Source organism: Janthinobacterium sp. SUN118 (assembly GCF_030397695.1).
GTDB lineage: Bacteria > Pseudomonadota > Gammaproteobacteria > Burkholderiales > Burkholderiaceae_D > Janthinobacterium.
Map to the genome: position 1 here is coordinate 27,403 of NZ_JAPUBV010000004.1, position 26,496 is coordinate 53,898.

23 protein-coding genes are annotated in these 26,496 nt (G+C 64.8%); 6 read left to right on the top strand and 17 right to left on the bottom strand.

The window, feature by feature from the left end:
* Window positions 1–2 precede the first annotated feature (2 nt).
* The 8 genes from O0880_RS21930 to O0880_RS21965 all read right to left on the bottom strand — a co-directional run bounded on the left by O0880_RS21930 (window position 3) and on the right by O0880_RS21965 (window position 6,422).
* Complete coding sequence (locus O0880_RS21930; protein WP_071324188.1) at window positions 3–1,346, bottom strand: DUF3422 domain-containing protein; 1,344 nt, start codon at window positions 1,344–1,346, stop codon at window positions 3–5.
* Between the two features lie 122 nt (window positions 1,347–1,468).
* Entirely contained in the window at window positions 1,469–2,677 is a 1,209-nt protein-coding gene (locus O0880_RS21935; protein ID WP_289888761.1) for a multidrug effflux MFS transporter, read from the bottom strand.
* Window positions 2,674–3,354 carry a CerR family C-terminal domain-containing protein gene (locus O0880_RS21940; RefSeq protein ID WP_289888762.1) on the bottom strand — a complete coding sequence of 227 codons (681 nt, stop codon included), beginning with the start codon at window positions 3,352–3,354 and terminating at the stop codon, window positions 2,674–2,676. The genes O0880_RS21935 and O0880_RS21940 overlap by 4 nt, the downstream gene beginning before the upstream one ends.
* A 121-nt stretch (window positions 3,355–3,475) precedes the next feature.
* Entirely contained in the window at window positions 3,476–3,946 is a 471-nt protein-coding gene (locus O0880_RS21945) for a copper chaperone PCu(A)C (RefSeq protein WP_289888763.1), read from the bottom strand.
* Between the two features lie 19 nt (window positions 3,947–3,965).
* A complete protein-coding gene (locus tag O0880_RS21950; RefSeq protein WP_289888764.1) occupies window positions 3,966–4,562 on the bottom strand; it encodes an SCO family protein in 597 nt (198 codons plus the stop codon).
* Window positions 4,563–4,644: 82 nt separating this feature from the next.
* Entirely contained in the window at window positions 4,645–5,043 is a 399-nt protein-coding gene (locus O0880_RS21955; RefSeq protein ID WP_289888765.1) for a DUF2946 domain-containing protein, read from the bottom strand.
* A 24-nt stretch (window positions 5,044–5,067) separates the two neighbouring features.
* Window positions 5,068–5,658, bottom strand: coding sequence for an AraC family transcriptional regulator (locus tag O0880_RS21960; RefSeq protein ID WP_289888766.1), 591 nt, complete (start codon window positions 5,656–5,658; stop codon window positions 5,068–5,070).
* A 62-nt stretch (window positions 5,659–5,720) separates the two neighbouring features.
* A complete protein-coding gene (locus tag O0880_RS21965) occupies window positions 5,721–6,422 on the bottom strand; it encodes a Crp/Fnr family transcriptional regulator (RefSeq protein WP_289888768.1) in 702 nt (233 codons plus the stop codon).
* A gap of 126 nt (window positions 6,423–6,548) precedes the next feature.
* Here O0880_RS21965 and O0880_RS21970 point away from each other — a divergent pair, with 126 nt between their 5' ends.
* On the top strand, window positions 6,549–8,183 hold the full coding sequence (locus O0880_RS21970) for an acyl-CoA synthetase (RefSeq protein ID WP_289888769.1): 1,635 nt from the start codon (window positions 6,549–6,551) through the stop codon (window positions 8,181–8,183).
* Between the two features lie 9 nt (window positions 8,184–8,192).
* Here O0880_RS21970 and O0880_RS21975 read toward each other — a convergent pair whose 3' ends face one another.
* From O0880_RS21975 to O0880_RS22010, 8 genes are all read right to left on the bottom strand, one after another.
* Window positions 8,193–9,605 carry an MFS transporter gene (locus O0880_RS21975; protein ID WP_289888771.1) on the bottom strand — a complete coding sequence of 471 codons (1,413 nt, stop codon included), beginning with the start codon at window positions 9,603–9,605 and terminating at the stop codon, window positions 8,193–8,195.
* 169 nt (window positions 9,606–9,774) lie between these two features.
* The gene (locus O0880_RS21980) at window positions 9,775–10,491 is read right to left on the bottom strand and encodes a hypothetical protein (RefSeq protein WP_289888773.1); all 717 of its coding nucleotides are present in this window, start codon (window positions 10,489–10,491) and stop codon (window positions 9,775–9,777) included.
* A gap of 70 nt (window positions 10,492–10,561) precedes the next feature.
* Window positions 10,562–11,662, bottom strand: a complete 1,101-nt coding sequence (locus O0880_RS21985; protein WP_071324197.1) for a branched-chain amino acid aminotransferase — start codon at window positions 11,660–11,662, stop codon at window positions 10,562–10,564.
* A gap of 109 nt (window positions 11,663–11,771) precedes the next feature.
* On the bottom strand, window positions 11,772–12,269 hold the full coding sequence (locus tag O0880_RS21990; protein ID WP_071324198.1) for a transcriptional repressor: 498 nt from the start codon (window positions 12,267–12,269) through the stop codon (window positions 11,772–11,774).
* A 133-nt stretch (window positions 12,270–12,402) separates the two neighbouring features.
* Window positions 12,403–14,736, bottom strand: coding sequence for a TonB-dependent siderophore receptor (locus tag O0880_RS21995; protein ID WP_289888775.1), 2,334 nt, complete (start codon window positions 14,734–14,736; stop codon window positions 12,403–12,405).
* A 91-nt stretch (window positions 14,737–14,827) separates the two neighbouring features.
* Window positions 14,828–17,224 carry a TonB-dependent siderophore receptor gene (locus tag O0880_RS22000; protein ID WP_289888778.1) on the bottom strand — a complete coding sequence of 799 codons (2,397 nt, stop codon included), beginning with the start codon at window positions 17,222–17,224 and terminating at the stop codon, window positions 14,828–14,830.
* An 83-nt stretch (window positions 17,225–17,307) separates the two neighbouring features.
* On the bottom strand, window positions 17,308–18,318 hold the full coding sequence (locus O0880_RS22005) for a FecR domain-containing protein (RefSeq protein ID WP_289888780.1): 1,011 nt from the start codon (window positions 18,316–18,318) through the stop codon (window positions 17,308–17,310).
* The gene (locus O0880_RS22010; RefSeq protein ID WP_289888782.1) at window positions 18,308–18,820 is read right to left on the bottom strand and encodes a sigma-70 family RNA polymerase sigma factor; all 513 of its coding nucleotides are present in this window, start codon (window positions 18,818–18,820) and stop codon (window positions 18,308–18,310) included. Before O0880_RS22010 ends, O0880_RS22005 begins: the two co-directional genes overlap by 11 nt.
* 279 nt (window positions 18,821–19,099) lie before the next feature.
* Between O0880_RS22010 and O0880_RS22015 the strand changes: the two genes are divergently transcribed.
* The 4 genes from O0880_RS22015 (at window position 19,100) to O0880_RS22030 (ending at window position 23,021) form a co-directional block, all read left to right on the top strand.
* A complete protein-coding gene (locus tag O0880_RS22015) occupies window positions 19,100–21,637 on the top strand; it encodes a sulfite reductase flavoprotein subunit alpha (protein ID WP_289888783.1) in 2,538 nt (845 codons plus the stop codon).
* A gap of 127 nt (window positions 21,638–21,764) precedes the next feature.
* On the top strand, window positions 21,765–21,950 hold the full coding sequence (locus O0880_RS22020; protein WP_156894876.1) for a hypothetical protein: 186 nt from the start codon (window positions 21,765–21,767) through the stop codon (window positions 21,948–21,950).
* A 198-nt stretch (window positions 21,951–22,148) separates the two neighbouring features.
* On the top strand, window positions 22,149–22,304 hold the full coding sequence (locus O0880_RS22025) for a hypothetical protein (protein ID WP_156894877.1): 156 nt from the start codon (window positions 22,149–22,151) through the stop codon (window positions 22,302–22,304).
* A 318-nt stretch (window positions 22,305–22,622) separates the two neighbouring features.
* The gene (locus O0880_RS22030; protein ID WP_289888785.1) at window positions 22,623–23,021 is read left to right on the top strand and encodes a hemerythrin family protein; all 399 of its coding nucleotides are present in this window, start codon (window positions 22,623–22,625) and stop codon (window positions 23,019–23,021) included.
* On the opposite strand, the gene O0880_RS22035 is transcribed toward O0880_RS22030, so the two are convergent.
* Complete coding sequence (locus O0880_RS22035) at window positions 23,022–23,891, bottom strand: hypothetical protein (RefSeq protein WP_156894878.1); 870 nt, start codon at window positions 23,889–23,891, stop codon at window positions 23,022–23,024.
* Window positions 23,892–24,200: 309 nt separating this feature from the next.
* On the opposite strand from O0880_RS22035, the gene O0880_RS22040 reads away from it, so the two are divergent.
* Window positions 24,201–26,447 carry a TonB-dependent siderophore receptor gene (locus tag O0880_RS22040; protein WP_083411889.1) on the top strand — a complete coding sequence of 749 codons (2,247 nt, stop codon included), beginning with the start codon at window positions 24,201–24,203 and terminating at the stop codon, window positions 26,445–26,447.
* Window positions 26,448–26,496: the final 49 nt, after the last annotated feature.

A 26,496-nucleotide genomic window follows, 5' to 3' on the forward strand; every position in this document is an offset into this window, starting at 1 on the left:
GCTCAGTCCGTGTGCAGCTTGTGGTGCATGCGCCGCAAGCCCAGCCACACGGCGGCCGCCACGAACGGCACCAGCGCGCCGACGAGGATTTCCGGGTTCACGGGCAAGCCCATCACCTTGGCCGCCTTGCCCGTGTAGCTGAACAGGCCGATCACGTAATAGGAAATGGCGGCCACGGACAGGCCCTCCACCGCTTGCTGCAGGCGCAGCTGCTGGGCCGCGCGCGCGTTCATCGATTGCAGGATTTGCCGGTTCTGCAATTCCTGCACGATGCCCACGCGCGTGCGCAGCAAATCATTCGTATTGGCGATGCGCTGCGCCATCGCTTCCTGGCGGCTGGCCATCGCCTCGCACGTGTTCATGGCCGGCGTCAGGCGGCGGTCCATGAATTCCTCGACCGTGGGGATGCCCTCGATGCGCACTTCGCGCAACTCGTCGATGCGCGCCTTGACAAGGCCCATGTAGGCTTTCGAGGCGGAAAAACGGTAGCTATTGTCGAGCGACAGCTTTTCGATGCGGGCCGCCAGGCGCGTGATGCGGTCGAGCAAGGCTTGCTCGGACACGCCTTCGTCGGCCTTGCTGACGGCGGCGCTGTCGTCCGTGTCCACCATGGCGGCGGCCAGGGTCGCCAGCTCGTTCTCGATGGCATTCAGCGACGGCGCCGCCTGCATGGCGTAGGGCAAGCCCAGCAAGGCCATCATGCGGTAGGTTTCGATTTCCAGCACGCGCTGCACCAGCCGGCCCGACTGCTGCGAACGCATGCCCGCGTCGCGGATGACGAAACGGCTGAAACCATCGGACTGGATGGTGAAATCCGTCCACAGCTCGCCGCCCTGCAGCACCTTGCTGCCGGCCAGGGTATTGCCCTCGAACACGCGCGACAGGCCTTGCATGAAGATTTCGGCTGGTTCAGTCGCTTGCTCGAGCACCACGTGGGCGGCCACCATCAGCTTGCCCTTCAAGCCCACCAGCCACTGCTGCGGCAATTGCTCCAGGGGCATGCGCTCGAACGCCTGCTCCAGGGGCAGCGCCGCGTCCGGGTGCTCGGCAAACGTGTAGGTGGCAAATTCCGTGTGGCATTCCCATTTCAGGCGGAAGCGGCCAAAGTCGTAATAAAAATACTTGGCTTCGGCGGCGGGCGGCGTGACGCCGAAATGCGTGCACAGCGCTGCCAGCGTGGCGTGCTGGGCCGACATATTCGACACGCCGGGGGCGGAGTCGTCCTTGTAGACGGCCAGGTGGGTGATCAGCTCGGGAGCGTCGAGCTGCAAAAAGGGCCGCGAATGGATTTCCGCGGCCAGCGGCACGCGCAAGGCGTGGTTCAGACTGGAGTTAATCAAGTGCATGATAGCCAAAGGTAAAGTTGCAAAACTGCTTAGACCCGCGCGCGTGCCGTGGCGCCCGCGGCACGGGTCTGATTGTCACAGTGTAACAAAGCAGAAAGCATGCCCACCCTTTAGCAAGCCCGTCATGCTGTTTTAACAATCCCCGCAGCGCCCTCCACCGCGCGCTGGCGCGTGCCCAGCCACCAGAAGAATGCGGCCAGCACGACGGCCGAGGCCTGGCCCAGCGCCAGCTTCAGGCTGCTGTCGAACAATAAGGGGGCGACAAAGCCGGACACCAGGGCAAACACCAGCATTTGCACGAAATTCTGCAGCGAGGCGGCCAGGCCCCGCATCTGCGGGAAGATGTCGAGCGTGGACATGGTCATGCCCGGCAAGGCCAGCGACATGCCGAACGCATACAGCATCACGGGCACGACGGCAAACGGCACGCTGGCGGCGAACCAGTGGTTATACGCAATGTTGAGCGCCCCCGTGGCGGCCATGAGCAGCAAGCCCCAGCGCACCAGCAAGGTGCTTTTCACCGCATGCGCGAGCTTGCCGGACAGGGCCGAGCCGCCCACGAGGCCGGCCACCATGGGGATGAACATCCAGCCGAACGCCGTCTCGGGCAGGCGCAGCAGCTCCAGGATGAAATGTGGCGCGGAAGCGATGTACAGGGCGAAGCCGCCAAAGGCGAAGGCCACGGCCAGCGAACGCAGGAGGAATTCCCCGTGGCGCAGCGCCTGCCAGTAATTGCGCGCAATGTTGCCCGGATGAAAAGGCTGGCGTCGCTCGATGGATAAACTTTCCGGCAAGCCCTTCAGGCAAGCGAGCGCCAGCAGCACGGTGACGGAAAACGTGAAGACAAACGTGGATTGCCAGCCGTACGCCACGTGCAGCCAGCCGCCGATGATGGGGGCGATGGCGGGCGCGATGCCAAACACCATCATGATATTGGCCAGCATCTTTTGCGCGGCCGCGCCCGACAAGCTGTCGCGCACGATGGCTTGCCCGATCACCCTGCCCGCCCCGGCCGACGCGCCCTGCATGCCGCGGAAGAACAGCAGCCAGCCAAAGCTGGGCGCGAATGCGGCGCCGATGGAGCCGGCGGCAAAGAGCACGAGCGACGCGAGGATCACGGGACGGCGGCCGAACGAGTCGGACAGGGTGCCATAGAACAGGGTCATGAAGGCGTAGGCGGCCAGGTAGACGCTCAGGGTCTGCTGCACCAGCACGCTGCTGACGTCGAAATGCGTGCTAATCGCAGGAAACGACGGCAGGAAGGTATCGGTGGCGAACGGGCCCAGCATGGACAGCCCGGCCAGCACCAGGGTCAGGTTTCTCGCCTTCATGCGCCCGCCTGCGCGGTGTCGCCGCTGTCGTGCTGGCGGCGCAAGCCGTCCAGGGCCGCCAGGGAAAACTCGGCGATATGCCGCGCGATGCCGGCAATGCCGGCCTCGTCATAGGTGATTTCCGGCGCCACGATCTCGTGCACGATGCGCGAACGGGCATAGAACACGGCCTGGCCGATCACGCTGAACACGCATTTCTGCACCACCTGCGCCGGCATGGCCGGCCCCACCACTGCACGGATCAAGCTGGTAAACAAGGCGTGCTGCGGGCGCACATTGCGTTCGGCCAGCTTGTGGATGGCGGCCGTCGGTTCGATCAGCTCGCGCGCCACCAGGCGGCTGAACAGCGACGCCGGGCCCGAGCGCAGCATGTCGAACACGAGCGCCTCTATGGCCAGGCGCAACTGTTGCACTGGCGGCAATTGCGCCTGCGCGCTGGCCGCGGCCACGTCGGCGGCCGAGGCGCGCGCCAGTTCGCGCGCATAGTCAAACGCGGCCAGGTGCAGCTCTTCCTTGCTATGAAAATAATAATTGACCATCGCCACATTCACGTGGGCCGCCTCGCAAATCCTGCGCACGGAGGCCACTTTGTAGCCTTCGTCGGCAAACAGCTGGGCCGCCGCCTGCAAGATGCGCGCGCGCGCCGGTTCGCCTTCGTTTTCCTTGTCTTGCCGCATGCCACTCCCATCATTCAAACAGTTGTTTAATATTCTGCGGAATTATATCAAACAGCTGTTTAATTTTCAAATGGACGCAAAAAAGCCCGGCGTACCGGGCTTGTGCAAGGCATGGCAGCGATCAGTGCTTCATCGCTGGCATCGGGGTCGAGGTGGCGCCCAGCGGACGGGCCACGGCGTTCACTTCGATGGTTTCGCGGTGCTTGTCCTCGCCTTCGAGCACCAGGGTCAGCGGGATCTTGTCGCCTGCCTTCACCTGGCCTTTGAGTTCCAGCAGCATGACGTGGTAGCCGCCCGGCTTCAGTTCCACGGCCTTGCCTGCTGGCAAAGCGATTTCCTTGACCTGGCGCATGCGCATCATATTGTCCGTCATGCTCATTTCATGGATTTCCGCCACGCCGGCCACGGACGAGCGCACTTCCAGCAGGCGCATGGCTTTCGGCGCCGTGATCTGCATGAAGGCGCCCGTGGCCTTTTGCTGGGGCACGGTGGCGCGCACCCACGGGTCGGTGATTTGCACGCTGCTTTGTGCGATGGCGGAGAACGACAGCACGGTCAGGGCCGTGGTCAGCAGGGTTTTCAGGTGGGTCATGATTGTTTCCTCGGTGTAGTTATAAGGTGTATTTCGATGTCATCAAGGTCTTGATGTCTTGCACGCACTCGTCGCCCGTCAACTGGTGTTTCAAGCCCAGGCGCATGCGCCCCTCTGTATCGAGCACATAGCTGATGGCCGTATGGTCCATCGTATACGAGCTGCCGCTGGGCACGCGGCGATAAAACACTTTGTAGTTGAAGGCCGTCTGCGCCGTTGCCTGCGGGTCCGTGCGCAAGCCGAGGAAGCTGGGGTCGAAGGCGCGCATGTATTCGCCCAACAACGCCGGCGTGTCGCGCTCGGGGTCGATGCTGATGAAGATCACTTGCAGCTTGTCCGCATCGGCGCCCAGCTTCTGGCGGATTTCCAGTGCGCGCGACAGGGCCGTCGGGCACACGTCCGGACATTGCGTGAAGCCAAAGAAGACCATCACATACTTGCCCTTGAAGTCGGCCAAGGTATACACCTTGCCGTCGGGGCCGCTCAATTTGAAATCGGGCTTGTAATCGCCGCCCGTCAAGTCGAGGCCGTTGTAATGGGGTTTCGGCGCTTGCTCGCAAGCGGCAAGCGTGAGCAATCCCGCCGTGCCGGCGAGAAGGAAAAGACGACGTTTCATAGCATTTCAGGCCCGATGGGCGTAGTTGATACAGGTTAGGACGTAGTGCCTTGGCGCATGGCCGCAGGCAGAGAAGTAGCGTTCAGACCAGCGCGGGCGGGCCGCGCGGACTAGCACTGAGCCAGGCGAACTGCGGTTGCGGCGCCTGGTAAGACAGGGGCGGATAGCGGTCGTGGCCCGTGATGACGGCCAGCGGAGATGAGGATGGCGGCGGCAAGCCCACGCTGCCCGCGTGATTCATGCAGAACGGGCAATGCTCGATATGGTGCAGCACGGAATCGGTGGGGGATGTGGCGGCCGGCGCCAGGTCCGCCTGCGTATACACGGCGCCACTGGCCGAGCAGATTTCGACGGCCGCATTGTTCGCATTCGCGTGCAGCGAGGCAAACGCATACGACAGGGAGGGCGACAGCGCATTGAGCAGTATCGCCAGGCAGGCGAACCACATATGCCACTGTTTGCGCTTCAATAAATGTCCCATGGACACGATTATAGCGGAGTATCGCTATCCGGGCGCAGGCGCCGGGCCGCGCAGAAACAGGCTGGGCCGTACACCGGCCACGTCCACGCAGGCATCGCAAAATGCGGGGATCGAGGCAAAGCCGGAGCCGGCCGCCACTTGCGCCAGGTCGCGCGCGGCCTCGCCATGCCCTTGCGCGGCCGTATGCAAGGCATGCGCGAGGCGCTGCTCGCGCACCAGGCTCAATAACGCTTCGCCTTCGGCAAACAGGCGTGCCCTGGCCTTGTGCGGCGTCACCTGCCACAGGGCGGCCAGGCGCGCCGCCGTCCACTTGCCTTGCGGCGAATGGAAGATATGCTGCGCCAGCGCCTGGCTCCAGCGCTTGCCGCCGCCGTGGCCGCCCTCCGCTTCATCGTGCTCCAGCGCCAGGGTGAACACGGCCGGCTTGCCGCGTCCCGGCATCACGTCGCAGGCAAAGCGCAGGAAGGCGGGCACGACGAAGCTGTCGCCGCTGCCCAGTTTCTTGGTGGCGATTTCATTATGCAAAGTCACAAAGCCCTGGCGCACGGTGACGCGCAGCCGGAGCGGAAAGCGCAAGCCCAGCAGGTGCAAGGGATGATCGGAAACGAGGGCCATGCGTCAAGTCGGTTCAGTGAGCGAGCCGCCAGCATGCCATAGTTCGCGCCGCGAGTCTGTCATCACAGCGACGCCACGCCATAATGGCGCAAGCCATCGAGGTCGACCACGCGGATGGCCTGGTAGGCGATGCTGATCAGGTTCAGTTCGGCCAGATGGCCCAGCGCCTGGTTCACGCGCTGGCGCGAAATGCCGGTCAGCAAGCCGATTTCCTCCTGCGACAGCTCAAGCACGCTGGACGTGCGCGGGTATAACATGGGATGAAACAGTTGCGCGATGGCTTGCGCCACCTGGGCATCCACGGCCAGCAGGCGCTGGTTCTGGATGGTGGCGATGAATTGCCCCATGCGTTCGTTCAACTGGCGGATGACGAAGGCATTGAAGGAAAGGCTTTCGGCCAGCAGCAGATGGAACAGGTCGGCGGGCACGAGGATGATGGTCGAAGCACGCACGGCCACCACGTCATAGCGGCGCAGTTCGCGCTTGAGCACGCTGCCCTCGCCGCACCAGCCGCCGGCCGGCACGCCGGAAAACGTGGCGCCGCGCCCATCCGCGTTGTAGACGGCCAGCTTGATCAAGCCCGTGTGCACGCCGATCCAGTGTTGCGACGGCTCGCCGCGCCGGGTGATGACGGCGCCCGCCTCATGCTGCCGGATGATGCTTTGCGCGCGCAGCAGCGATTGATGCCGCGTCTCGAGGGCCAGGAACCAGTCGTGGCTGTCGAGTTCCGCTACCGCACTGCCTGTCATTTCCTTGCTGTCCATGCCATCCTTCAGTTACTGGCCTTCACTTGTCACTAAGATGACAGTGATTTTTAAGTGCCGGTGCTATGCTAGCCCGTATCAATCCCGAAACAGGGAGCTGCAGAATTTTTTTACCAGGAGACCAGCATGACACCCGATTTCAACACCGGCCTCGGCAAAAACAGCGCCAACTACGCCGCCCTCACCCCGCTCGACTATATCGCCAGGGCAGCCGCAGTATATGGCAATCGCCTGGCAATTGCACATGGCGCCGTGCGCCAGACATGGCGCGAGACGTACGCGCGCACGCGCCGCCTCGCCTCCGGCTTGATCAAGCTGGGCGTGGGCACGGGCGACACGGTGGCCGTGATGCTGCCGAACACGCCCGCCATGGTGGAAGCGAGCTTTGGCGTCCCGATGGCCGGCGCCGTCCTCAACGCCCTGAACATCCGCCTCGACCTGGCGTCGCTGACCTTCATGCTGCGCCATGGCCAGGCGAAAGTCTTGCTGGCCGACACGGAATTTGCCGAACTGGCGCGCCAGATGGCGGCGCAGATTCCCGGCCTGCGCGTGATCCAGGTCAATGACGTGCTGGGCCCGGAAGTGGAGGCCTTCGCCGAACTCGATTACGAAAGCTTGCTGGCCAGCGGCGACCCCGCTTACGACTGGCAGCCGCCGGCGGACGAGTGGGACGCCATCGCCCTCAACTACACGTCCGGCACCACGGGCGACCCGAAAGGCGTCGTCTATCACCACCGGGGCGCGGCCTTGAACGCGCTGTCGAACATATTAGAATGGGACATGCCCAAGCATGCCGTCTATCTGTGGACCTTGCCCATGTTCCACTGCAATGGCTGGTGCTTCCCGTGGACCGTGGCCGCGCGTGCCGGCGTCAACGTGTGCCTGCGCAAGTTCGAACCCAAGCTCGTCTTTGACCTGATGCGCGACTTGCGCATCACCCACTATTGCGCCGCACCCATCATCCACGCGGCCCTGGCCAACGCGCCCGCCAACTGGCGCGACGGCATAGACTGGACCGTGCGCGGCATGGTGGCCGGCGCGCCGCCGCCAGCGGCCATGGTGGCGAAGATCGAAGCCATGGGTTTCGACCTGATCCACTCGTATGGCTTGACGGAAGTGTACGGCCCGGCCGCCATCTGCGCCGAGCAGGATGAGTGGACCGCCCTGTCGCAGGAAGAGCGGGCCGTGCTGAAATCGCGCCAGGGCGTGCGCTACCACCTGCAAAGCGCCGTGGCCGTGATCGACCCGGAAACCATGGAGCACGTGGCGGCCGACGGCGAACAGATCGGCGAGATCATGTTCCGTGGCAACATCTGCATGAAGGGGTATTTGAAAAATGAAAAGGCGACGCAGGAAGCGTTCGCCGGCGGCTGGTTCCACACGGGCGACCTCGGTGTCATGTATCCGGACGGCTATATCAAGCTGAAGGACCGCAGCAAGGACATCATCATTTCCGGCGGCGAGAATATTTCCAGCGTGGAAGTAGAGGACGCGCTATACCACCACCCGCAAGTGCTGGCCGCCGCCGTCATCGCCCAGCCGGACGAAAAATGGGGCGAAACGCCATGCGCATTCGTCGAACTGCGCGAAGGGGCCACGGTGACGGAAGCGGAACTGATCGCCTTCTGCAAGAACAAGCTGGCCGGCTTCAAGGTGCCGAAAGCCATTTATTTCGGCCCCCTGCCCCGCACCTCGACGGGCAAGATCCAGAAATTCGAATTGCGCAAGCGCATGCAGTCGGACAAGGCCATCGACGTCTGAGCGATCCCGTCAGTCGCGCTTGCCGGCCAGCCACGCCGGCTGCGCCACCGCCAGGCGCGCAAAGCTGGCGATGCTGGCCACGGCGGCGAAGCCTGCCGCCAGGCACAGCGCATACGTCGTGCCGCGGCTGGCGGAAACCGTGAAGCAATACGCGACGAGCGCGGCGCCCGTGGCTTGCCCGATCAGGCGCGACGTGGCGACCACGCCGCTGGCGCCGCCGGCCCGCTCGGGCGGCGCGCTGCCCATGATGGCTTTCAGGTTGGGCGCCTGGAAGAAACCGAAACCGACGCCGCACAGGGCCATGCGCCAGCCGATGTCGAAGGCGCTCGGGTGCGCCGGTATCCATACGAGTGTCAGCAAGCCGCCGGCCAGCGCCGCCAGGCCGATGCCGCCCAGCACGCCGGGCGCATAGCGGTCGCTGAGGCGGCCGGCCACGGGCGCCATCACGGCCACCAGCACGGCCCACGGCGTCATCAAGAAACCCGTCTCGATGGGCGAGCGGCCCAGTGTCACTTCAAAATAAAACGGCAGCGACACGAAGGCCAGCCCCTGCGCGGCAAACGTGCAGACGGCCGTCAGCGACGACAGCAGGAACAGGGGACGGCGGAACAGGTCGATCGGCAGCATGGGCGCCGCGTGCCCCGCCTGGCGGCGCAGCAACAGGACAAAGAAAATCACCACGGCCACCAGTTCCGGCAGCAAGGTGGCGACAGGCGCGTGGTGGGCGGCGTCGCCAAACAACAGGATCAGCAGGCCGAAGGCGCCCACGTTGTACAGCGCCGTGCGCAAGTCCAGCGTGTGCCCGGAAAGCTGGGTCGCCGGCAGCATGCGGCTGGCCAGCAGGAAACCGAGCACGCCCAGCGGGACATTGATGGCAAACAACCATGGCCACGACGCCGTCGCCAGGATCAGCGAGGCGGCCGTGGGTCCGACGGCGAAGGCGACAGCCACCACCAGCGCATTGTTGCCGAACGCCCTGCCCAGCAAATGCTTGGGATACAGGGCGCGCAGCAGCGCCGTATTGACGCTCATCATGGCGCTGGCGCCGACGCCTTGACATAGCCTTGCCACCACCAGCGACGGCAAGGACCACGCCAGCGCGCAGGCCAGCGATGCCAGGGTGAACAAAATCATGCCGGAGATAAACACACGGCGGTAGCCGACGATCTCGCCGAGCGCGGAAAACGGCAGCAAGGTCGCCACCATCGCCAGTTGATACACATTCACGATCCAGACCGAAGCGGCCGGCGTCGTGTGCAGTTCGCTGGCGATGGCCGGCAAGGCCGTGTTGGCAATCGCCGTGTCGAGCGACGCCATGCCCACGCCGATGGCCAGCGACAGCATGGCCCACAACCGCGCATTGGGCGGCAAGCCGTCCTCACCCACCGGGACGGCTGGTCCCCTGTTTTGCTTGAACATCATTGATCCGATACGAATGCCATGCCGCGCCGCCAGCCACGCTTACGCCGGGCATCTTCTTGTTAGCGGCCAATCATGTGGCCGCAGGCAAGACACTAGCATGGATGAACGGAGTCTGCCGGACAGCCCCGCCGTGGGCCGGGCTGCCTGTTATCGGATGGCTACGCGAATTTCATTTCTTGCAATCGATGACTTTAAAATCTTTCGAATAGCAGATGCGTAACTCGCCCGAGTGCTTTTCATAGCCGAGCCAGCGGCCTTTCAGCTGCGGGTTATGCTGCTTCATCCACTGGAACAGCGCGTTTTTTGGCATGGTACTGTCGGGCAACTTCAAGGCCTGGAACAGTTCGCGCTCTTTCTCGAAATACTGCTTGGCCGTGTCGAAGTCGCAGGCGCCATGCTTTTCCCATTCGCCCTGCAGCAAGGCTTCGCCCGGCTGCATGCACATGTAGGGCAGGATGTCCGACGGCGCCAGCTTCGGCAAATTACCCTTGCAATAGCGCGGATGCAGTTCCGTCTTGCGCGGCGGCGTCACGGAAATATCGTCGCAGCTGGCCGGATTGTCCGACTGCGCCCACAAGCCATGCACGATCCAGCCGAAGTGATTGCTCTCGGCGCACTGGAAGGCGACCTTCTTTGACACTTCGCCACGGCGGCGCTGGCTGTCGCAAAAGCCGGGCGACCACGACAGCGCCAGCATGAAGTAGTCGGTGGGCACGTTCGTGCTTTGCTTGTAGCACGTGTTTTTCTCGTCCGACGGCTTGACGTCGTAATCGTAGTAGCTGACGTCGCGGGGAATGGCGCACGTGGCATCGGCCGCGTGGGCGGCACCGGCAGACAGGCTGAGGAACACGGCGGCCAGCGCGGGCAAGACAGAGCGGATTTTCATCGAGTTTCCTTCAGGATATAAAAACGCCGGCAACTGAGTGCCGGCGCGGTATTAAAATGACGCCATCAATTTAGCAGACGGTGTGCATCCAGTTATGCGTATCCGGTGCCGTGCCATGCTGCAGACCCAGCAGCGCTTCGCGCAGGGCCAGGGTAACGGCGCCATTTTCATTGTTGTTGATGGTCATTTCAAAGCCGTTGGCCTTGGCCACGCCCACGGGCGTGATGACGGCGGCCGTGCCGCAGGCGAACACTTCGGTCATGCGGCCCGAGGCGATATCGTCGCGCCATTGCTGGACGGACAATTTACGCTCTTCCGTGGCATAGCCGAGGTCTTTCGCCATTTCCAGCAGGCTGCGGCGGGTGATACCTGGCAGCAAGGTGCCCGTCAATTCCGGCGTCACGACGGTGACTTTTTCGCCATCCTTGTAGACGAAGAACAAGTTCATGCCGCCCATTTCCTCGATGTACTCGCGGTGCACGGCATCGAGCCACACGACCTGGTCGCAGCCCTTCTCTTGCGCTTGCGACTGCGCCATCAGGCTGGCCGCGTAGTTGCCCGCGCACTTAGCTTCACCGGTGCCGCCCGGCGCGGCGCGCACGAAGTCTTCGCTGATCCACACGGTGACGGGTTTCACGCCTTTCGGGAAATAGGCGCCCGCCGGCGAGGCGAACAGCACGAACAGGTATTCTTCCGACGGACGCACGCCCAGGTAAGGGTCGGTGGCGATCATCAGCGGACGCATGTACAGGCTTTCGCCCGTGTTCTTCGGCACCCAGTTGCGGTCTTGCGCAATCAGCGCATCGCCCGCTTCCAGGAACAGCTCGACAGGGATGGCCGGCATGGCCAGGCGCGCGGCGCTGCGGTTGAAGCGCTCGGCATTTTGTTCCGGACGGAAAGTCTTGATGCTGCCGTCAGGCTGGGCAAATGCTTTATACCCTTCGAAGATGGCCTGGCCGTAGTGCAGGGACGAGGCGGACGGGTCCAGCATCAGCGGGCCGTAGGCCTTCAGTTCGCCTTGCTGCCACTTGCCGTCGCGGTAAGGAATCACCACCATGTGATCGGTGAAGATGCGGCCGAACGCAGGGTTGACCATGCGCGCGGCGCGTTCGGCGTCGGACAAGGGGTGGGCGGACGGGGTGACGACGAGATTCGGTGTGGAAGTGGTCATGGCAGCAGGGAAACGAGTAAAGAGTATCCCTATTGTAGCGCCTAATGCGCGCGCCGAGGAGGCGGCGCGGCCGCCTGCCATTGTTGCGCCGCGCCAAACAGCAGCGCCGTCAGCAGGCCCGCAACGGCCTGCCCCGCCCCGCCTGCGCTTCCTCGGCGCAATGGCTGCAGCGCATCTGCACGGACACCACGTTCGCGCCGATTTCCATGCCATGCGACACGGCCGCCTGGCGCAGCTGCTCCACCAGCGGCGCATCCTGCACCAGCACGCTGCGCTCGCACACGCGGCACACCAGATAGCAGCTGTCAGCCTCGACATGCTCGGGCTTGATCAGATAGCGTGCCTTGTTGCCGCTGGCACTCGCCTCGCGCTCGCGCAGCAGCAAGCCCGCCTGTTCCATTTCCTTGAGCACGCGGTAAATCGTGCCCAGGCTGACGGCGATGCCCATGTGCAGCAGTTGCTGGTAAATGCCTTCCGCATTCATCGCCTGTCGCTGCGTGCCGGCCAGCACTTGCAGGATGCAGACACGGGCACTCGTCGGACGCAGGCGCGCGCCGCGCAGGCGCTCGAACACGCGGCCACCGTCCTGGTATTGAATGTCTTGCATGGAATTCTCCGCTTGTGCGTTCAGCTCTACTGTCATTGCCAAGCGAGAACGTCAAAAGGGAACCGGGGAATGAAAAAAAAGCGCCATTCCATTCACTGGAACGGCGCCTTGCGCTACATCAGACGGACAAACATCAGAACTTCATGTTGGCCGTCAAGGTTGCCGAGCGGCCTGGCGCCACACCGGCGTAGTGCGGCGACGAAACCTTGTCGAAGTACAGCTTGTTCGTCAGGTTCTGGATGTTCAGCTGCAGGGTCACATTGCGGCTGACGACATAGCTGGCCATGGCGTCGAAGCGCGTGTAGGCCGGTGCATACTTGTTGTTGGCCACCGAGGCGAAGACCTTGTCGACGTAGTTCACGCCGCCACCCACGGTGATGGCTGGCGTCACTGCATACGAGGTCCACAACGAGGCGCTGTTTTTCGGCGTGGTGGGGAACTGGTTGCCGTTGTATGGCGATGGCGCATACACGGGCACAGCCGTCGTGCCCGTATTGACGTAACCATTGTTTTCCACGATGGCGTTCAAATGCGTGTAGCCGCCGAACACCGACCATTCCTTCGTGATATTGCCGCTCACGCCCAGCTCGATACCCTTGACTTGCTTGTCGCCCACGTTTTGCGTGGTGCCGTCCGGCGCCGTCACGCGCGCGTTGCTCATGTCGCTCTGGAAATAGGCGCCGCTGAGGGACAGCCGGCCACCCGGCAGCACTTCCCATTTCGTGCCCAGCTCGAAGCTCTTGCTCTCCTGCGGCTTCAGGTTCTGGATGGCGACCGTCAAGCCGTCGATGCCGTCGCCGCCGTCATTGCCCGGTGGCGTGGACGAGGTGCCGTAGGAAACATACACACTGCTGTTGGTCGATGGCTTGTACACCAGGCCCGCCTGGTAGCTGGCGAACGTGGCGTGCACCTTGGCGCTGCTGGCGGCGGTGACCTTGTTGTCGAGCGTGTATTGCGGCGTGTTCAGCGAACTCTTGTAGTCATCCCAGCGGATGCCCACGTTGAGCAGCCATTGCGGCGTGAACTCCAGCGTGTCGAAAGCGTACACGGAGCGCGTGTTGGTGACGATGTTCGTGCGGGCTGGCGACACCGTGCGCGTGTAGACCCACGGGTCATTGGCGTTCGGGTTGAGCAGGGGCGCGCAGTTGTACAGGGTGGCCGCGCCATAGGTCGGGCAGCTGGAGCCGACTTTTTCCAGCGGGTTGTTCGTCCCCGGGCTGAACAGATAAGAGCTGCGGTCCGTTTCTTCGCGGCCGATTTCCAGGCCCAGGGTATAGGTGTGCTTCACGCCGCCGGCCAGGAATTCGCCGCCCAGGCTGGTCGCATTGGCCAGCGCATCCGTGTCGGTCGTGCGCGTGTTGGCGCGGCGCCAGACGGTGCCGTACAACATGGTGTTGCCCTTGGAATCATCGGGCTGGGTCCACACGTAGTCATTGCTGGTCTTGCCGTAACGGGTCACGTTGCGCAGAACCAATTTATTACCGAAATCGTGGCGCACGTCGATGGTGCCGATATCGCTCTGCGTGTCACGGAAATCGCGGTTCACCAGGCCATAGAAGGTCTCGCGCGGCACGTTGACGGGCGTGCCGTTGCCGTTTTTCGATACGTTCGCGCCCGAGGAGAACGGGTTGTTGAACGGCAAGCCAGTGTCCGGCAATTCGCTCGACTGCATGTGGTAGTAGCTGAGCGTCGCCTGCGTGGCCGATTTCAGGCCGAAGGTGATCGACGGCGCGATGCCCCAGCGGTCGCCATTGATGTAGTCGCGGCCGGCAACGTGGGCGTCGTGCGCCATCACGTTCAGGCGCACGGCCACGTCGTCGCTGATGACGCGGTTCACGTCGGCCGTGGCGCGGCGGTACTTGGCGCTGCCCAGGCCCACGCTGGCATTGGTGAAGTTGTCGACTTTCGGCGTCTTGCTGATCAGGTTGACGCCGCCGCCCGCGGACGAACGTCCGCCGTAGGCCGAGTTCGGGCCCTTGACGACTTCGATTTGTTCCAGCGCAAAGATTTCACGCGATTGCGACCCCGTGTCGCGGATGCCGTCGATATACGTATCCGTTTGCGCGTTGTAGCCGCGGATAAACAGGTTGTCGCCCACGGGATTGCCGCCTTCGCCGGCGCCGATGGTGATGCCCGGCACGGTGCGCAATGCGTCCGTCAGCGAGACGGCGCCCGTTTGCGCAATGATCTCGGCGGGAATGACCGTCACGGACTTCGGCGTGTCGAGCAGCGGCGCCGTCAGCTTGTCGCTGGCCGATTTGACGGGCGCCTGGATCAGGCGGTCAGCCGTGCCGACGACCTTGACTTCCTGCAACTGCTGCGGCTTGTCCGTCGTTTGCGCGTGCAGCGCCAGCGGCATGGCCAGGGTGGCAAACGCGGCCAGGGCCGTGCCATGCAGGCGCGGCGTGGAAGTGGTCTGGTGCTTGCGGCTGCGGATGGTAACGCCCGCTTTGTCTTTCGATGTCATCGCTATCTTTCAATCTATCGGATGGAATAAGTTGGCTGGCTACTGCCCCCCGGCAGTTGGCTGGCTCGTTGATTGCTTGGGTACTACAAAACTAGAACCGCCACCGCGCCGTCATGCGCAGCGCCCGGGGCGAGCCGGGCGCGATGTTGTCGTTGCTGTGGGCGGAGGCGACATATTTTTTATTGAACAGGTTTTCCACATTCAGCTGCAGCTGGAAAGGACCTGGCGGCTTGAAGTACACGGCGCCGTCGAAGCGCGTAAAGCCGGGCAACGCCACCGTGTTGGAGACGGAGGCGAACACGGCGCTGCGGGCGATCACGCCCAGCGCGGCGCCCCAGGCCGGCGAAAAATCGTAGCGGTTCCACAGTGACAGGCTGTGCCTGGGCACGTGCGCCACCGTGGCCCCTTCCAGGGCAGTGGCCGATTGCGTGGCCGTCAGCACGGCGCGCTGCCACGCATAGCCGCCGGCGATGCTCCAGCCAGCTTGGACCTTGCCGTTGACTTCCAGTTCCAGGCCTTCGCTGCGCTGGCCGTCAACCAGCATGGCCCGCGTCGCGTCCGAGGGGTCGGTGACGGCGACATTGCTGCGCTCGAGCCGGTACAGTGCCGCGCTGGCCGTCAAGGCCGGCGTGACATCCCACTTGGCGCCCAGTTCCACGTTGCGGAAGCGCTCCGGCTCGAACACGGCGTTACTGGGCGTTAACGACGCCAGCTGTTCGCCCGCGCGCGGCAGGAAGGACTGGCTCGCGCTCGCATACAGCGACAGCGCGGGAAACGGTTGATAAATGAGGGCGGCGCGCGGCGACCACGGCGTATCCGCGCGGGCGATGCGCGCGCCATTGCGGCGGTTGACGAAGTCGACGGCAAAACGCTCGTAGCGCAATCCCGCCACGGCCTGCCATTGCGGGTTGAAGCACAGCTGGTCCTGCAGGTAGATGGCGGCCGTGTCCGCCACGCCGTGGTTGTCGGCATCCGTGGCGCTGGGGCGGAAAGTCACGGGCAAGTCCGTCACCGGGTGCGCCGTGGGCAGGCTGATGTGCGTGACGTTGTCGCCCAGTGTCGTGAAATAGCCGGTGTTGCGCAGATTGTCCGTCGTCTGGCGGCCCAGTTCCAGGCCCGCCGTCAGCCGGTGCCGCAGTGCACCCGCCCTCACCGTCCATTCCACGTCCGTCTGGTTGAACAGGTTGCGCCGCACGGTGGCGCTGTTGTAGGCCAGCACGGTTACGCTGGCACCATCCGTACTGACGGGACCGGGAAAGGCATTCTGGTACAGCTTGTCGTAATCGGCCAGGCGTGTGCGGTTGCGCACGCTTGCACCGCCGCCCAGGTCATGCTCGATGGATACGCCCAGCGCGTCGATGTAGGCCCACGACGGGCTGCTGCCGGCGATGCCGAAAAAAGTGGACGGGGCCGTCTCGAACGGCCGCCCCTGGTTAGAAGGCACGCCCCGGTCCGTCACGCGGTCGTCGCGAAAGCGTTCATAGCTGGCCACTACGCTGGTGCGCGGCGACAGACGCCAGGCCACGACGGGGTTGATGGCGCTGCGGCGCACGTTGACGCCCTGGCGAAACGAATCGCTGTCTTCCGCCATGGCATTGACGCGCACGGCCACCTCGCTGCCGAACGCGTGCTGCAAGTCCAGCGCCGCGCGCCGGTTGCGCCAGGCGCCCAGGCTCACGCTCGCTTCGCCATCATTGATCCATTGCGGCTGCTTGGTGGCGCGGTTGATGACGCCACCGCCGCCGCCGCGGCCAAAGACCATGGCGTTCGGTCCCTTGATGGCTTCGACCCGTTCGATATTGTAGAAATCGCGATAGTACTGCACGTCATCGCGCATGCCATCGAGATAGAAGTCCGACGTCGAACTGTTGCCGCGCATCACCGCCGTATCGCGGTTGCCCTCGCCTGCCGCCGTGCCCACACCCGGCATGTAGCGCATGGCGTCGGCCATCGTGCGCATGTCCTGGTCGCGTATCAGTTCGCCGCTGACGACGCTGATGGCTTGCGGCGTGTCGCGCAAGGCCGTGTCGTTGCGATGCGCGGCGGCCGAGCCGGCGCGGCGGTAGCCGTCATCACTCTCTCCCTGCACGGTGACGGGCGCCAGCACTTGCAGGCCGGCCCCGACTCCATCGAGGTCGGCGCGCAGGGGCGCGGGCGCCAGGCGGACGATGTAGCTGCCATCGGGCAATTGCACGGCCACCAGGCCCGTGCCCGCAAGCAATTGCTGCAAGCCCTGGCCCGTGGCCACGGTGGCGTTCAAGCCGGCGCTGCGTTTGCCCTGCGTCAAGCCGCCTTCGGCCGACAGCAGGATTCCCGCCTGGCCCGCGAACTGGCGCAAGGCCTGGCCCAGCGGCGCGGCGGCGATGCGGAAGCTGCGCAGCGTCTCTTCCGCCGCCGGCGCCATGGCAGGCGCGGCCAGCAGCGCGACGGCCACGGACAGCGGCAGCAGGCGGCGGGCAAACGGCAGATAGATGGGCGACAGCGGCACGGCATTCCTTATTGAAGTTGAGCAAGCTACTTCTACCTTGCCAAACAACTTTTCAAAAGGGGAACCGCATCTGGAAAAATATTTTACTTATTCTGCGGCAAGGGTTCGACGGTGACCCACCAGTCATGCAGGCGATGAATTCTGACTGGCAAGGTCGCCTCCAGCGCGGCCAGGATGCGGTCCGTGTCGGCCAGCGGATAGCTGCCCACGAGGCGCAGGTGCGCCACTTCCGGTGCGCAACCCAGGTGACCGCGCCGGTAGCGCGACAGTTGCGCGAGGAAATCGTCGAGCCGCATCTGCTCGGGCTGCAAGCGGTACTCGATCCAGGCGGCCGCATTCGGGTCGGCGGCGAACGGTTCGCCGATAGCGCCGTCGCCAAAACGCACTTGCCGGCCCGCCGGCACGATGCGCGGCGCACCGCCGTCGCGCGGCGCCACCTCGACGCGTCCCTCATAGACGGCCAGCAAGGTGGTATCGCCCTGCGGCTGCACGCTGAAGCGCGTGCCCAGCGCACGCAGGCGGCCGTGCACGGTGTCGACCACCAGCGCACGCGCCGGCTGCCGGCTGTCGCGCGCGGAAACGATATAGATTTCCCCCTCATGCAGGGCGATGCGGCGCAGATTGTCGCCATAATCGACATCGAGGGCCGTCGCCGTGTTCAGCCACAGTTGCGAACCGTCGGCCAGCGCCAGCTGGCGCACGCTGCCAATGGCCGTTTTTTCAGTCGCGTTCAGGCTGGCCACCCAGCTGCGCGTGTCGCGCCGCAGCAGCATGGCGCCGCCCAGTCCCGCCGTCAGGCTCAGCGCCAGCAAGCCCTTCACGAGGCTGCGGCGCTGGGCGTCGTTCTGGCGCGGGCCCGCATCGTCGAGCGCCTGGCGCGCCGCTTCGCCAGGCAGCTGGCGAAATTCCGCGCTGACGGCTTCCACCCTGCGCCAGGCGGCGCGGTGGACGGCAGACATGGCATGCCAGCGTTCCCACTCTTGCTGGTCAGCATGGCTGGCGTCTTCGCCGCGCAGCACGGCGAACCACTCGGCCGCTTCCTGCAGGATGGCGTAGTCGGCGGATGGCTGCGCCTGAGCGGGTTCAGGCGCCATCGTCCATGCACAGCATGCATTGCAGCATGGCTTGCGCCATATACTTTTTCACCATGCGCTCGGACACTTCCAGCTGGCCGGCGATCTGCGCATAGGTAAGGCCATCCATCTGCGCCAGCAGAAACGCCTGGCGCGCACGCGGCGACAGCGTGTCGAGCATGGCGTCGATGCGGCACAGGGTTTCGACGACGAGCGCCCGCTCCTCGGGCGACGGCGCCGTCAGCTCGGGCCGGCTGGCGAGGGCGGCCAGGAACGTGCGCTCCAGGGTCAGGCGGCGCCAGTGATTGACGAGCAAGCCATTGGCGACCGTGCTCAGGTAGGCACGCGGTTCGCGCAGGCTGTCGGCCGACTGCGTGGCCAGCATGCGCACGAAGGTGTCTTGCGCCAGGTCCGCCGCACCGTCGCGGCAACCGAGCTTGCGCCATAGCCAGTTATACAGCCAGCCATGATGGCTACTGTACAGGTCGCTGAAAACGTCGAGGGAGGGAGAAATGGTGGACACGGGCAAACAAACAAAGGGGCTGCCAAACTTGCCGGTCAAGTGGGTCAGCACTGCATCATGATCACGAATGAGAATGATTTTCATTTTCACACAATTTCACGACGATGTAAATTATCAAGACGTCATCTGCAGCATGCCGGGGCGCGAACCGCGCCTTCCGCGCAACAGCTGGCCACCCTGCCATCATTTGCGAATGATTCTCGTTTGCGTTAAAATGCCAGCCTTCCACCATCGTCCCTGCCATGCCTGACGCCCATGGCTGCACTATCGAAAGCCGCCATGACCTCCTCTTCCTCCCTGCCCCAGCCGCAACTGCGCGCCGCTGCCGACGATGCGCAGGACGCCAGCCAGGCCAGCCAGGCGCCCGCCGCCAGCGCGAAACGGCGCGCATGGCACTGGAGCTGGAAACAGGTGTGGTTTCAATTGCACTGGTTTATCGGCATCACGGCCGGCACGGTGCTGGTGATCATCAGCTTGAGCGGCGCCACGCTGGCCTTCAAGGATGAATTGCTGGACCTCATGAACCCTGGCGTGCGCCATGTCGCCGTGGAAACGCGCGCGCCGCTGACGCCGGCCCAGCTGGGCCGCCTCGCCGAGACGGAACACGGCCAGCGCGTCGCCTCGATCACCATGTATGCGGAAGCGGGCGCGGCTCCCCGTTTGTTCTTCGCGCCGAAGAACGGCCAGCGGCGCGGCGAGTCCATTTACGTCCATCCGTACACGGGCGCGACGCAGCCGGCGCTGGCGGGCGCGGGCTTTTTCGAGTGGACGGAATCACTGCACCGCTGGCTGCTGCTGCCGCGCGATCCGGGCCGCCAGGTGGCGGGCGCGCTGGCCCTGTGCCTGCTGGGCCTGGCCTTGTCCGGCCTGTACTTGCGCTGGCCGCGCCGCCCGCTGGACTGGCGCACCTGGCTGACCTTCGATCCGGCCCTGAAAGGCCGCTCCTTCCTGTGGAATCTGCACGCCGTGGCCGGCACCTGGTGCCTGGTCGTGTATGTGGCGCTGACCCTGACGGGCATCTACTGGAGCTACGACGTGGTGCGCGACCATGTCGACGCCTGGGCCGGCAAGCCGCCCCGCATGGCGCAGGCGCCGGCGAAAAAGGGACCGGCCAGGGAGAAAAAAGACACGCCCGCCGTCGACATCGGCCTGGCCTGGAGCACCTTCCAGCAACACGCCGCCGGCTGGACCCTGGCCAGCGTGCGCCTGCCCACGCGCGCCGGCGACGCCGTGCAATTCACGTGGCTGGCCAGCAACGCGCCGCACGAGCGGGCGCGCAGCCGCCTGTCCATTTCCCCGGCCGACGGCACGATCACGGAAAACGAGCCGTACAGCCAGCAGGCGCTGGGGGCGCGCCTCGTCAACATCATTTATCCGCTGCACATGGGCACGTATTTCGGTTTGCCGGGCCGCATCATCGTCACCTTGGCCAGCCTCGGCCTGCCCCTGTTCGCCATCACGGGCTGGATGCTGTACCTGGGCCGCCGCAAGGCCAAGCGGGCCGTGCAGGCGCAGCGCGCCATGCTGGGCGCCGGCGCGCCAGGCAGGGCGAACACGGGCCTGCCCACGCTGGTGGCCTACGCCAGCCAGTCGGGCCAGGCCGAGCGCCTGGCGCTGGAAAGCGCGCGCGCCCTGCAGCAGGCGGGCGTGGCCGCCGACGTGCAATCGCTCGACCAGCTCGATCCTGTGCAATTGCGCCAGTATGAGCGGGCCCTGATCGTCGCCAGCACCTTTGGCGAAGGCGAAGCGCCGGACGGCACGCGCCGCTTCGCGCGCCTGCTGCGGCAAACGGCGGGCTCGCCGCTGGCGGGCCTGGAATTCGGCATGCTGGCCCTGGGCGACCGCCATTACAGCGCCTTCTGCGGCTTTGGCCACGCGCTGGACCAGCAGCTGCGCGCGCTGGGCGCCACTGCCCTGTTCCCCCTGATCGAAGTGGACAAGCACGACGCGCAAGCGCTGGCCGACTGGTCCAACGCGCTGGCCCGCTGCAGCGGCAGCGCCATCGACGCCATCGGCGTGCAGGAAGCCGCCTCGTATGACGAGTGGCGCCTGGTGCGCCGCGTGCTGCTCAACCCGGGCAGCCTGGGCGGCGAACTGCATGAAATCACCTTGACGGGCCCGGCCAGCGCCAGCTGGGAAGCGGGCGCGCTGGCGGAAATCATTCCTTGCAATGCAGATGGCAGCGATGGCGACGCGCAGGCTGCGCCGCATGCGCCGCGCAGCTACTCGCTGGCCTCGCTGCCGCAGGATGGCGAACTGCAATTGCTGGTGCGCCAGGAACGCCATGCGGGCGCGGCCAACGAGGGCCATGGCCTGGCCTCCGGCTGGCTGACGCGCTTCGCGCCGCTGGATGGCCCCATCCGCCTGCGCCTGCAAGCCAACCCCGCCTTCGCCCCCGCCCTGGCGGATGTGCCCTGCATCTATATCGGCAACGGTTCCGGACTGGCCGGCCTGCGTTCGCACTTGCGCGCGCGCAAGCAGGCGGGGCTGGCCCGCAACTGGCTGCTGTTCGGCGAGCGCCAGCAAGCCGTCGACAGCATCTGCGCCGCCGAGCTGGAAGGCTGGCTGCGGGACGGCCACCTGGCGCGTCTGGACCGCGTCTTTTCGCGCGATGACCGACGCGAGTACGTGCAAGACCGCCTGCGCGCCAGCACGGATGACTTGCGCGCGTGGCTGGAACAGGGCGCCATCGTCTACGTGTGCGGCAGCCTGCACGGCATGGCGGCAGGAATCGATGCTGTGCTGCAAGAAATTCTGGGCCAGGATGGCGTCGACGCCCTGATGATGGCCGGACGCTACCGCCGCGACGTGTATTGAGCCAGCACAAGGCGGTGGCCGGATCGCCCGCCAGTGTGGTCCGGCGCACAGTCAGGGCCAGCCATCGGCATACAGTGGGGGCATGGCGGCAGGTGCGCCGCCCCACTCCCTGTCTGCGAGGTCTCCCATGAAAAACCCCTGGATGAGCATGTACCTGAGCGCCGCCAACCGCATCGCCAACACGGCGCGCGGCCACGCCACGGCGGCCGTCAAGCGCGAGGCGGCGAAAAATACCCGGCAATTGACGCAAGTGTGGTTCGATTCCTTCCTGCCGGCCGCCGGCAAGCCGCGCCGCGGCCGCAAGGCGAAATAGCGCTCCATCGGGCCACGCCGACGGGCAGCTTGATGCAGTGCGTCACAGCAATTAGTTGAACTTTCAATCAAGTGAACTAAACTGCAAGCATGGTGATACGTAAGGCGTACGCAGTCAAAATACGTCGCCGGCTACGTAGATGGAGTGACCGGCAGGCGCCGCATCCCCGCGCCGCCGCCGGGACACCGGGAGACGATCATGTTGACGCTCAAAGTGCTGGCCTGCCTTGCCCTGTCGGCCCTGTTGCTGGTTCCCCTCGTGCTCAGGGATGCCATGCAGACGTCGGCAGTGCAACAGCTGCAGGTGCCCAATGTGGATGCACAAGGCATGTTTGCCCACTGGCCCAGGCACTAAAAGACGCGCGGCTGAGATACGCGCGGCCGAGAAAACACCGCTGGCCGCGTTGCCTTGACTTGCCGTACTAAGGTACTGTCTGCGTCAAGGACGCCTTGCCAGCCGCGTTTTTCAGCGGCGCTCGCTCGTGGCTTGCCTCTTTTTAAAAACCGCTTTTTTGCGGGTGGGGATGTGCTCCCCCTCTCATTTATTTTCTCCGTCTTTCCCGCGTCTCCTCTTCGTCACATTTTTGATCCAGATCATGGATTTCCACCTTCGCTGCGTCCACACTGGAACAGTCCGCTTTGCATCGCAACGGACTTAACCGGGAGTATCGGCATGGGAAAATCGTACTGGAAGGATGAGATGGCGCTGGGCGTGCCCGCCATCGACGAGGCGCACGAGGCGCTGTTTGCGGAACTGGCGCGGCTGGCGCACCTGAGCGACCAGCACTTCAGCGTGGCGTTCCGCGAGCTGATCGCGGCCGTCGAGCGCGATTTCCGCGAGGAAGAGGATTTGATGGAGCAGATCGGCTTTCCCTCGCTGGCGAACCACCGCGAACAGCATGCGCGCGTGCTCAGCGGCTTGCACCATGCGTGGGCCGCCGTCGACGAGGGCGACCTGGCACAGGGACGCCATGCGCTGTCGCTATTGCCGCAATGGCTGATCTTTCACCAGGCCACCATGGACCTAGCCCTGGCGGCGGCGCTGGAACTCGTGCAGCGCCAGCCGCAATGACTACAGCAGCAGGACCGTGGCCTGCTCGGGCAAGACGACGCGGTAATGGCCCGGATATTTATCCTCGCCATCGAAGATCTTGCAAAACACGGGCGCGTTGATATCGTTGACGGCCGGCTCGTTCATGGGCAGGGTGGCGATCAGCTGCTCCCCGTCCATCAGGTGCAGTGCACCGCCCCGCTCGGCCGCGCAAAAAGCCAGCGACTGCACTTCGCTGGCGAACGGCCGCTTGTACCACGGCGTGATGGCCCGCACGGCGCGCCGCGCGTCCCGCAACACCTGGCCGACGCGCGTCACGTTCCATGCGTCGCGCGCGACGGCAGGCTGGATCACGATGTTCGCCGTCAACTCGCCCCTGCCCTTATTCACCAGGAAACTGCCATCCTGCGCGGCGATATCGTCGTTGAGGGGCACGACGAACACCCCGCCTTCGGCGACCTTGATCGGCAGCGGCGCGCCATTGCCCACCAGGGCCACGCGCACGTCGTCGATTGTCGCGCTCAGCTTGGCGGGAATCAGGCGCAGGGCCATGACCACGCTGCCGCTAGACACTTGCCACACTTTCCTGGCCGTCTGATAACTGTCCCGGTACGCCATGAAGCGCACGCGCGGCGCCTTCGCATCGCTATTGGCCGTGATCGTCACCGTTTGCGAGGGCAAGGCTTCCACGGCCGGGACTGGCGCCGGCACCGCGGCGGGATCGGTCGCCGGCATAGGCGCCGCGACTGCGGCGGGCACAGGCTCGGCCACGGCGGGCGGCACGCTGGCACTGTGCTGCGGCGCGGAAACCGCCGGCGGCGGCGCGAGCTCCTGGGCCTGGCCCAGCGAGACGACACACAACCATCCTGCACAGGCTATCCATGTACGCATGCATTTCTTTCATTAAGGAAAATATTTTGTCAGCGCCTGCATTATCGCAGAAGCCCCGCCAACGCGCCGCTACCGACCCGCATGCACTCTCTTGGTGCACACGCTTGATTATTTGGCAAATACCACTTATATTGATAATGATTCTTATTCACGAATCGTGACAGGAATCATGCACGTCCTTTCCACCGCCATGCGCGGTGGAACTGCTATCCAAGCCAGATTCCGGGCCAGCGTCATGCCATCCCCCCAGCTACTGCGCACCTCGCCAGACGAGATAGGAACACCCACGACTAAAAATATTCCAGGAAAATGATGCAATCGACTACCACCGTCTTCTCTTCTTCGCGCCAGCCCGCCTTGCGCCCCCTCCCCCACCTGCTACAGATCGCCCTGCTCAGCCTTGCCGCCGGCGTGGCCGTGCCGGCGCTGGCGGCCGACACGGCGCCGGCCGACACCGCCGCGACCATGCCGGCCGTTACCGTGATAGGCCAGTCGACGGCGACGACGGAAGGCACGCAGTCGTACACGGCGGGCGAAACACGCAGCGCCACGCGCATGGAGCTGTCGCTGCGCGAGACGCCGCAATCGGTCAGCGTCATCACGCGCCAGCTGCTCGATGACCTGGGCGCCGTGCGCCTGGACCAGGCGCTGGCGCAAACGACGGGCATCCAGGTAGGCCAGAACGATACGGAGCGCACGACGTTTTACGCGCGCGGCTTCGGCATCAACAATATCCAGATCGACGGCATGGCGCGCGGCGGCAATGCGCCGCTGCAAGACACGATCCTGTACGACCGCATCGAAGTGATACGCGGCGCCACGGGCTTGATGGGCGGCAAGGGCGACCCGTCGGCCACCATCAACATGGTACGCAAGCGGCCGACCAGGGAATTCCAGGCCAGCGCCGGCCTCATCATGGGTCGCTGGGATGACCAGCGCTTCGAGGCCGACCTCTCCACGCCCCTGAATGCGGACGGCAGCGTGCGCGCCCGCACCGCCCTGGCCTGGCAAAAACGCGATTCCTACCTGGACATGTACCACGAACGCAAGACGGTCGGCATGGTCATCGTCGAGGCGGACTTGCGTCCCGGCAGCCTGCTGACGGCGGGCGTCGACTTCCAGGATAACAAGCCCACGGGCGCCACCTGGGGCGCCGTGCCCTACTGGAATGCGGATGGCAGCCTGGCCAACTTGCCGCGCAATACCAGCTTCACGACGCCATGGAGCACCTGGGCCAACAAGCAGCACACGGTCTTCACTTCGCTGGACCAGCGCCTGCCCGGCAACTGGAATATGCACCTCGGTTATGCTCGCACGGAAAGCACGAACCGCACCACCGTCGCCTACGCGGGCGCCGGCCATCCCGACCCGGCCACGGGTGCAGGCATGCGCCTGTGGACGGGTGCCTGGGGTGCCGGCAAGAACACGGGCGACAATTTCGACGTCTACGCCAGCGGCCCCTTCACCTTGCTGGGGCGCAAGCACACGGCCATCGTCGGCTGGAACGGCGGCAACCAGCGCGCACGCTCGCTGGGCGGCGAGGCGGAAATCAATTACCCGGACTTCATCCCCGATTACCGCAGCTGGACGGGCAACATTCCCCGTCCCGTGTTCCACCCGGACGGCTCGCACACGGAAACGGTGACGCGCCTGGCGGGCGGCTACGTGGCCACGCGCCTGAGCCTGGCCGACCCGCTGCACGTGATCATCGGCGCGCGCAGCAGCACTTACCGCACGGACACGCGCAGCTACAACACGCAAGGCGTGTACACGGGCAGCGGCGACTTCGCGGAAACGCGCAATGAAGTCACGCCGTATGTGGGCGCCGTGTTCGACATCAGCAAGCAATATTCAGCGTATGCCAGCTTCACGCAGCTGTTCAATCCGCAGACGAGCAAGGACCGCAACGACAAGTTCTTGCCGCCGGAAACGGGTGACAACGCCGAACTGGGCATCAAGGGCGAATTCTATGACGGCAAGTTGAACGCCTCGGCCGCCCTGTTCCACACGAAGAAAAAGAACCTCGCCGAACTCGACCGCTCGGTACCGCCCGGCTTCCTGCTGCCCGACGGCAGCCAGGCCATGGTGGCCAATGGCGCGGGCGTGACGGCCAAGGGCGTGGAATTCGACGTCGCGGGCCAGATCACGCCGGCCTGGGAAGCGAACGGCGGCTACACCTACCTGCACGCGGCCGAAGCCGATGGCCGCCGCGCCGCCACCACGCAGCCGCGCCACCTGCTGCGCCTGGCCACCAGTTACCGTTTCGACGGCCGGCTGGCAGGCTTGAAAGTGGGCGGCAGCATGACGGCGCAAAGCGCCACCTACAGCGAATCGTGGTACGGCCGTCCGCCATCGGGCGACATCACGAATATCCCGCAGGCCGGCTACGCGCTGTACAACGCCATGGCCAGCTATGCGCTCGGCAAGCACGCCAGCGTGCAGCTGAACGTCAACAACCTGCTGGATAAAAAATACTACCGCAACGTGGGCTTCTTCGACGGCGTGTTCTGGGGCGAGCCGCGCAATATCAGCCTGTCCGTGCGCAGCACGTTCTAAACAGGCGGATCGCCGGCGCCGGCACGGCGGACGGAACAATGTCCGCCGT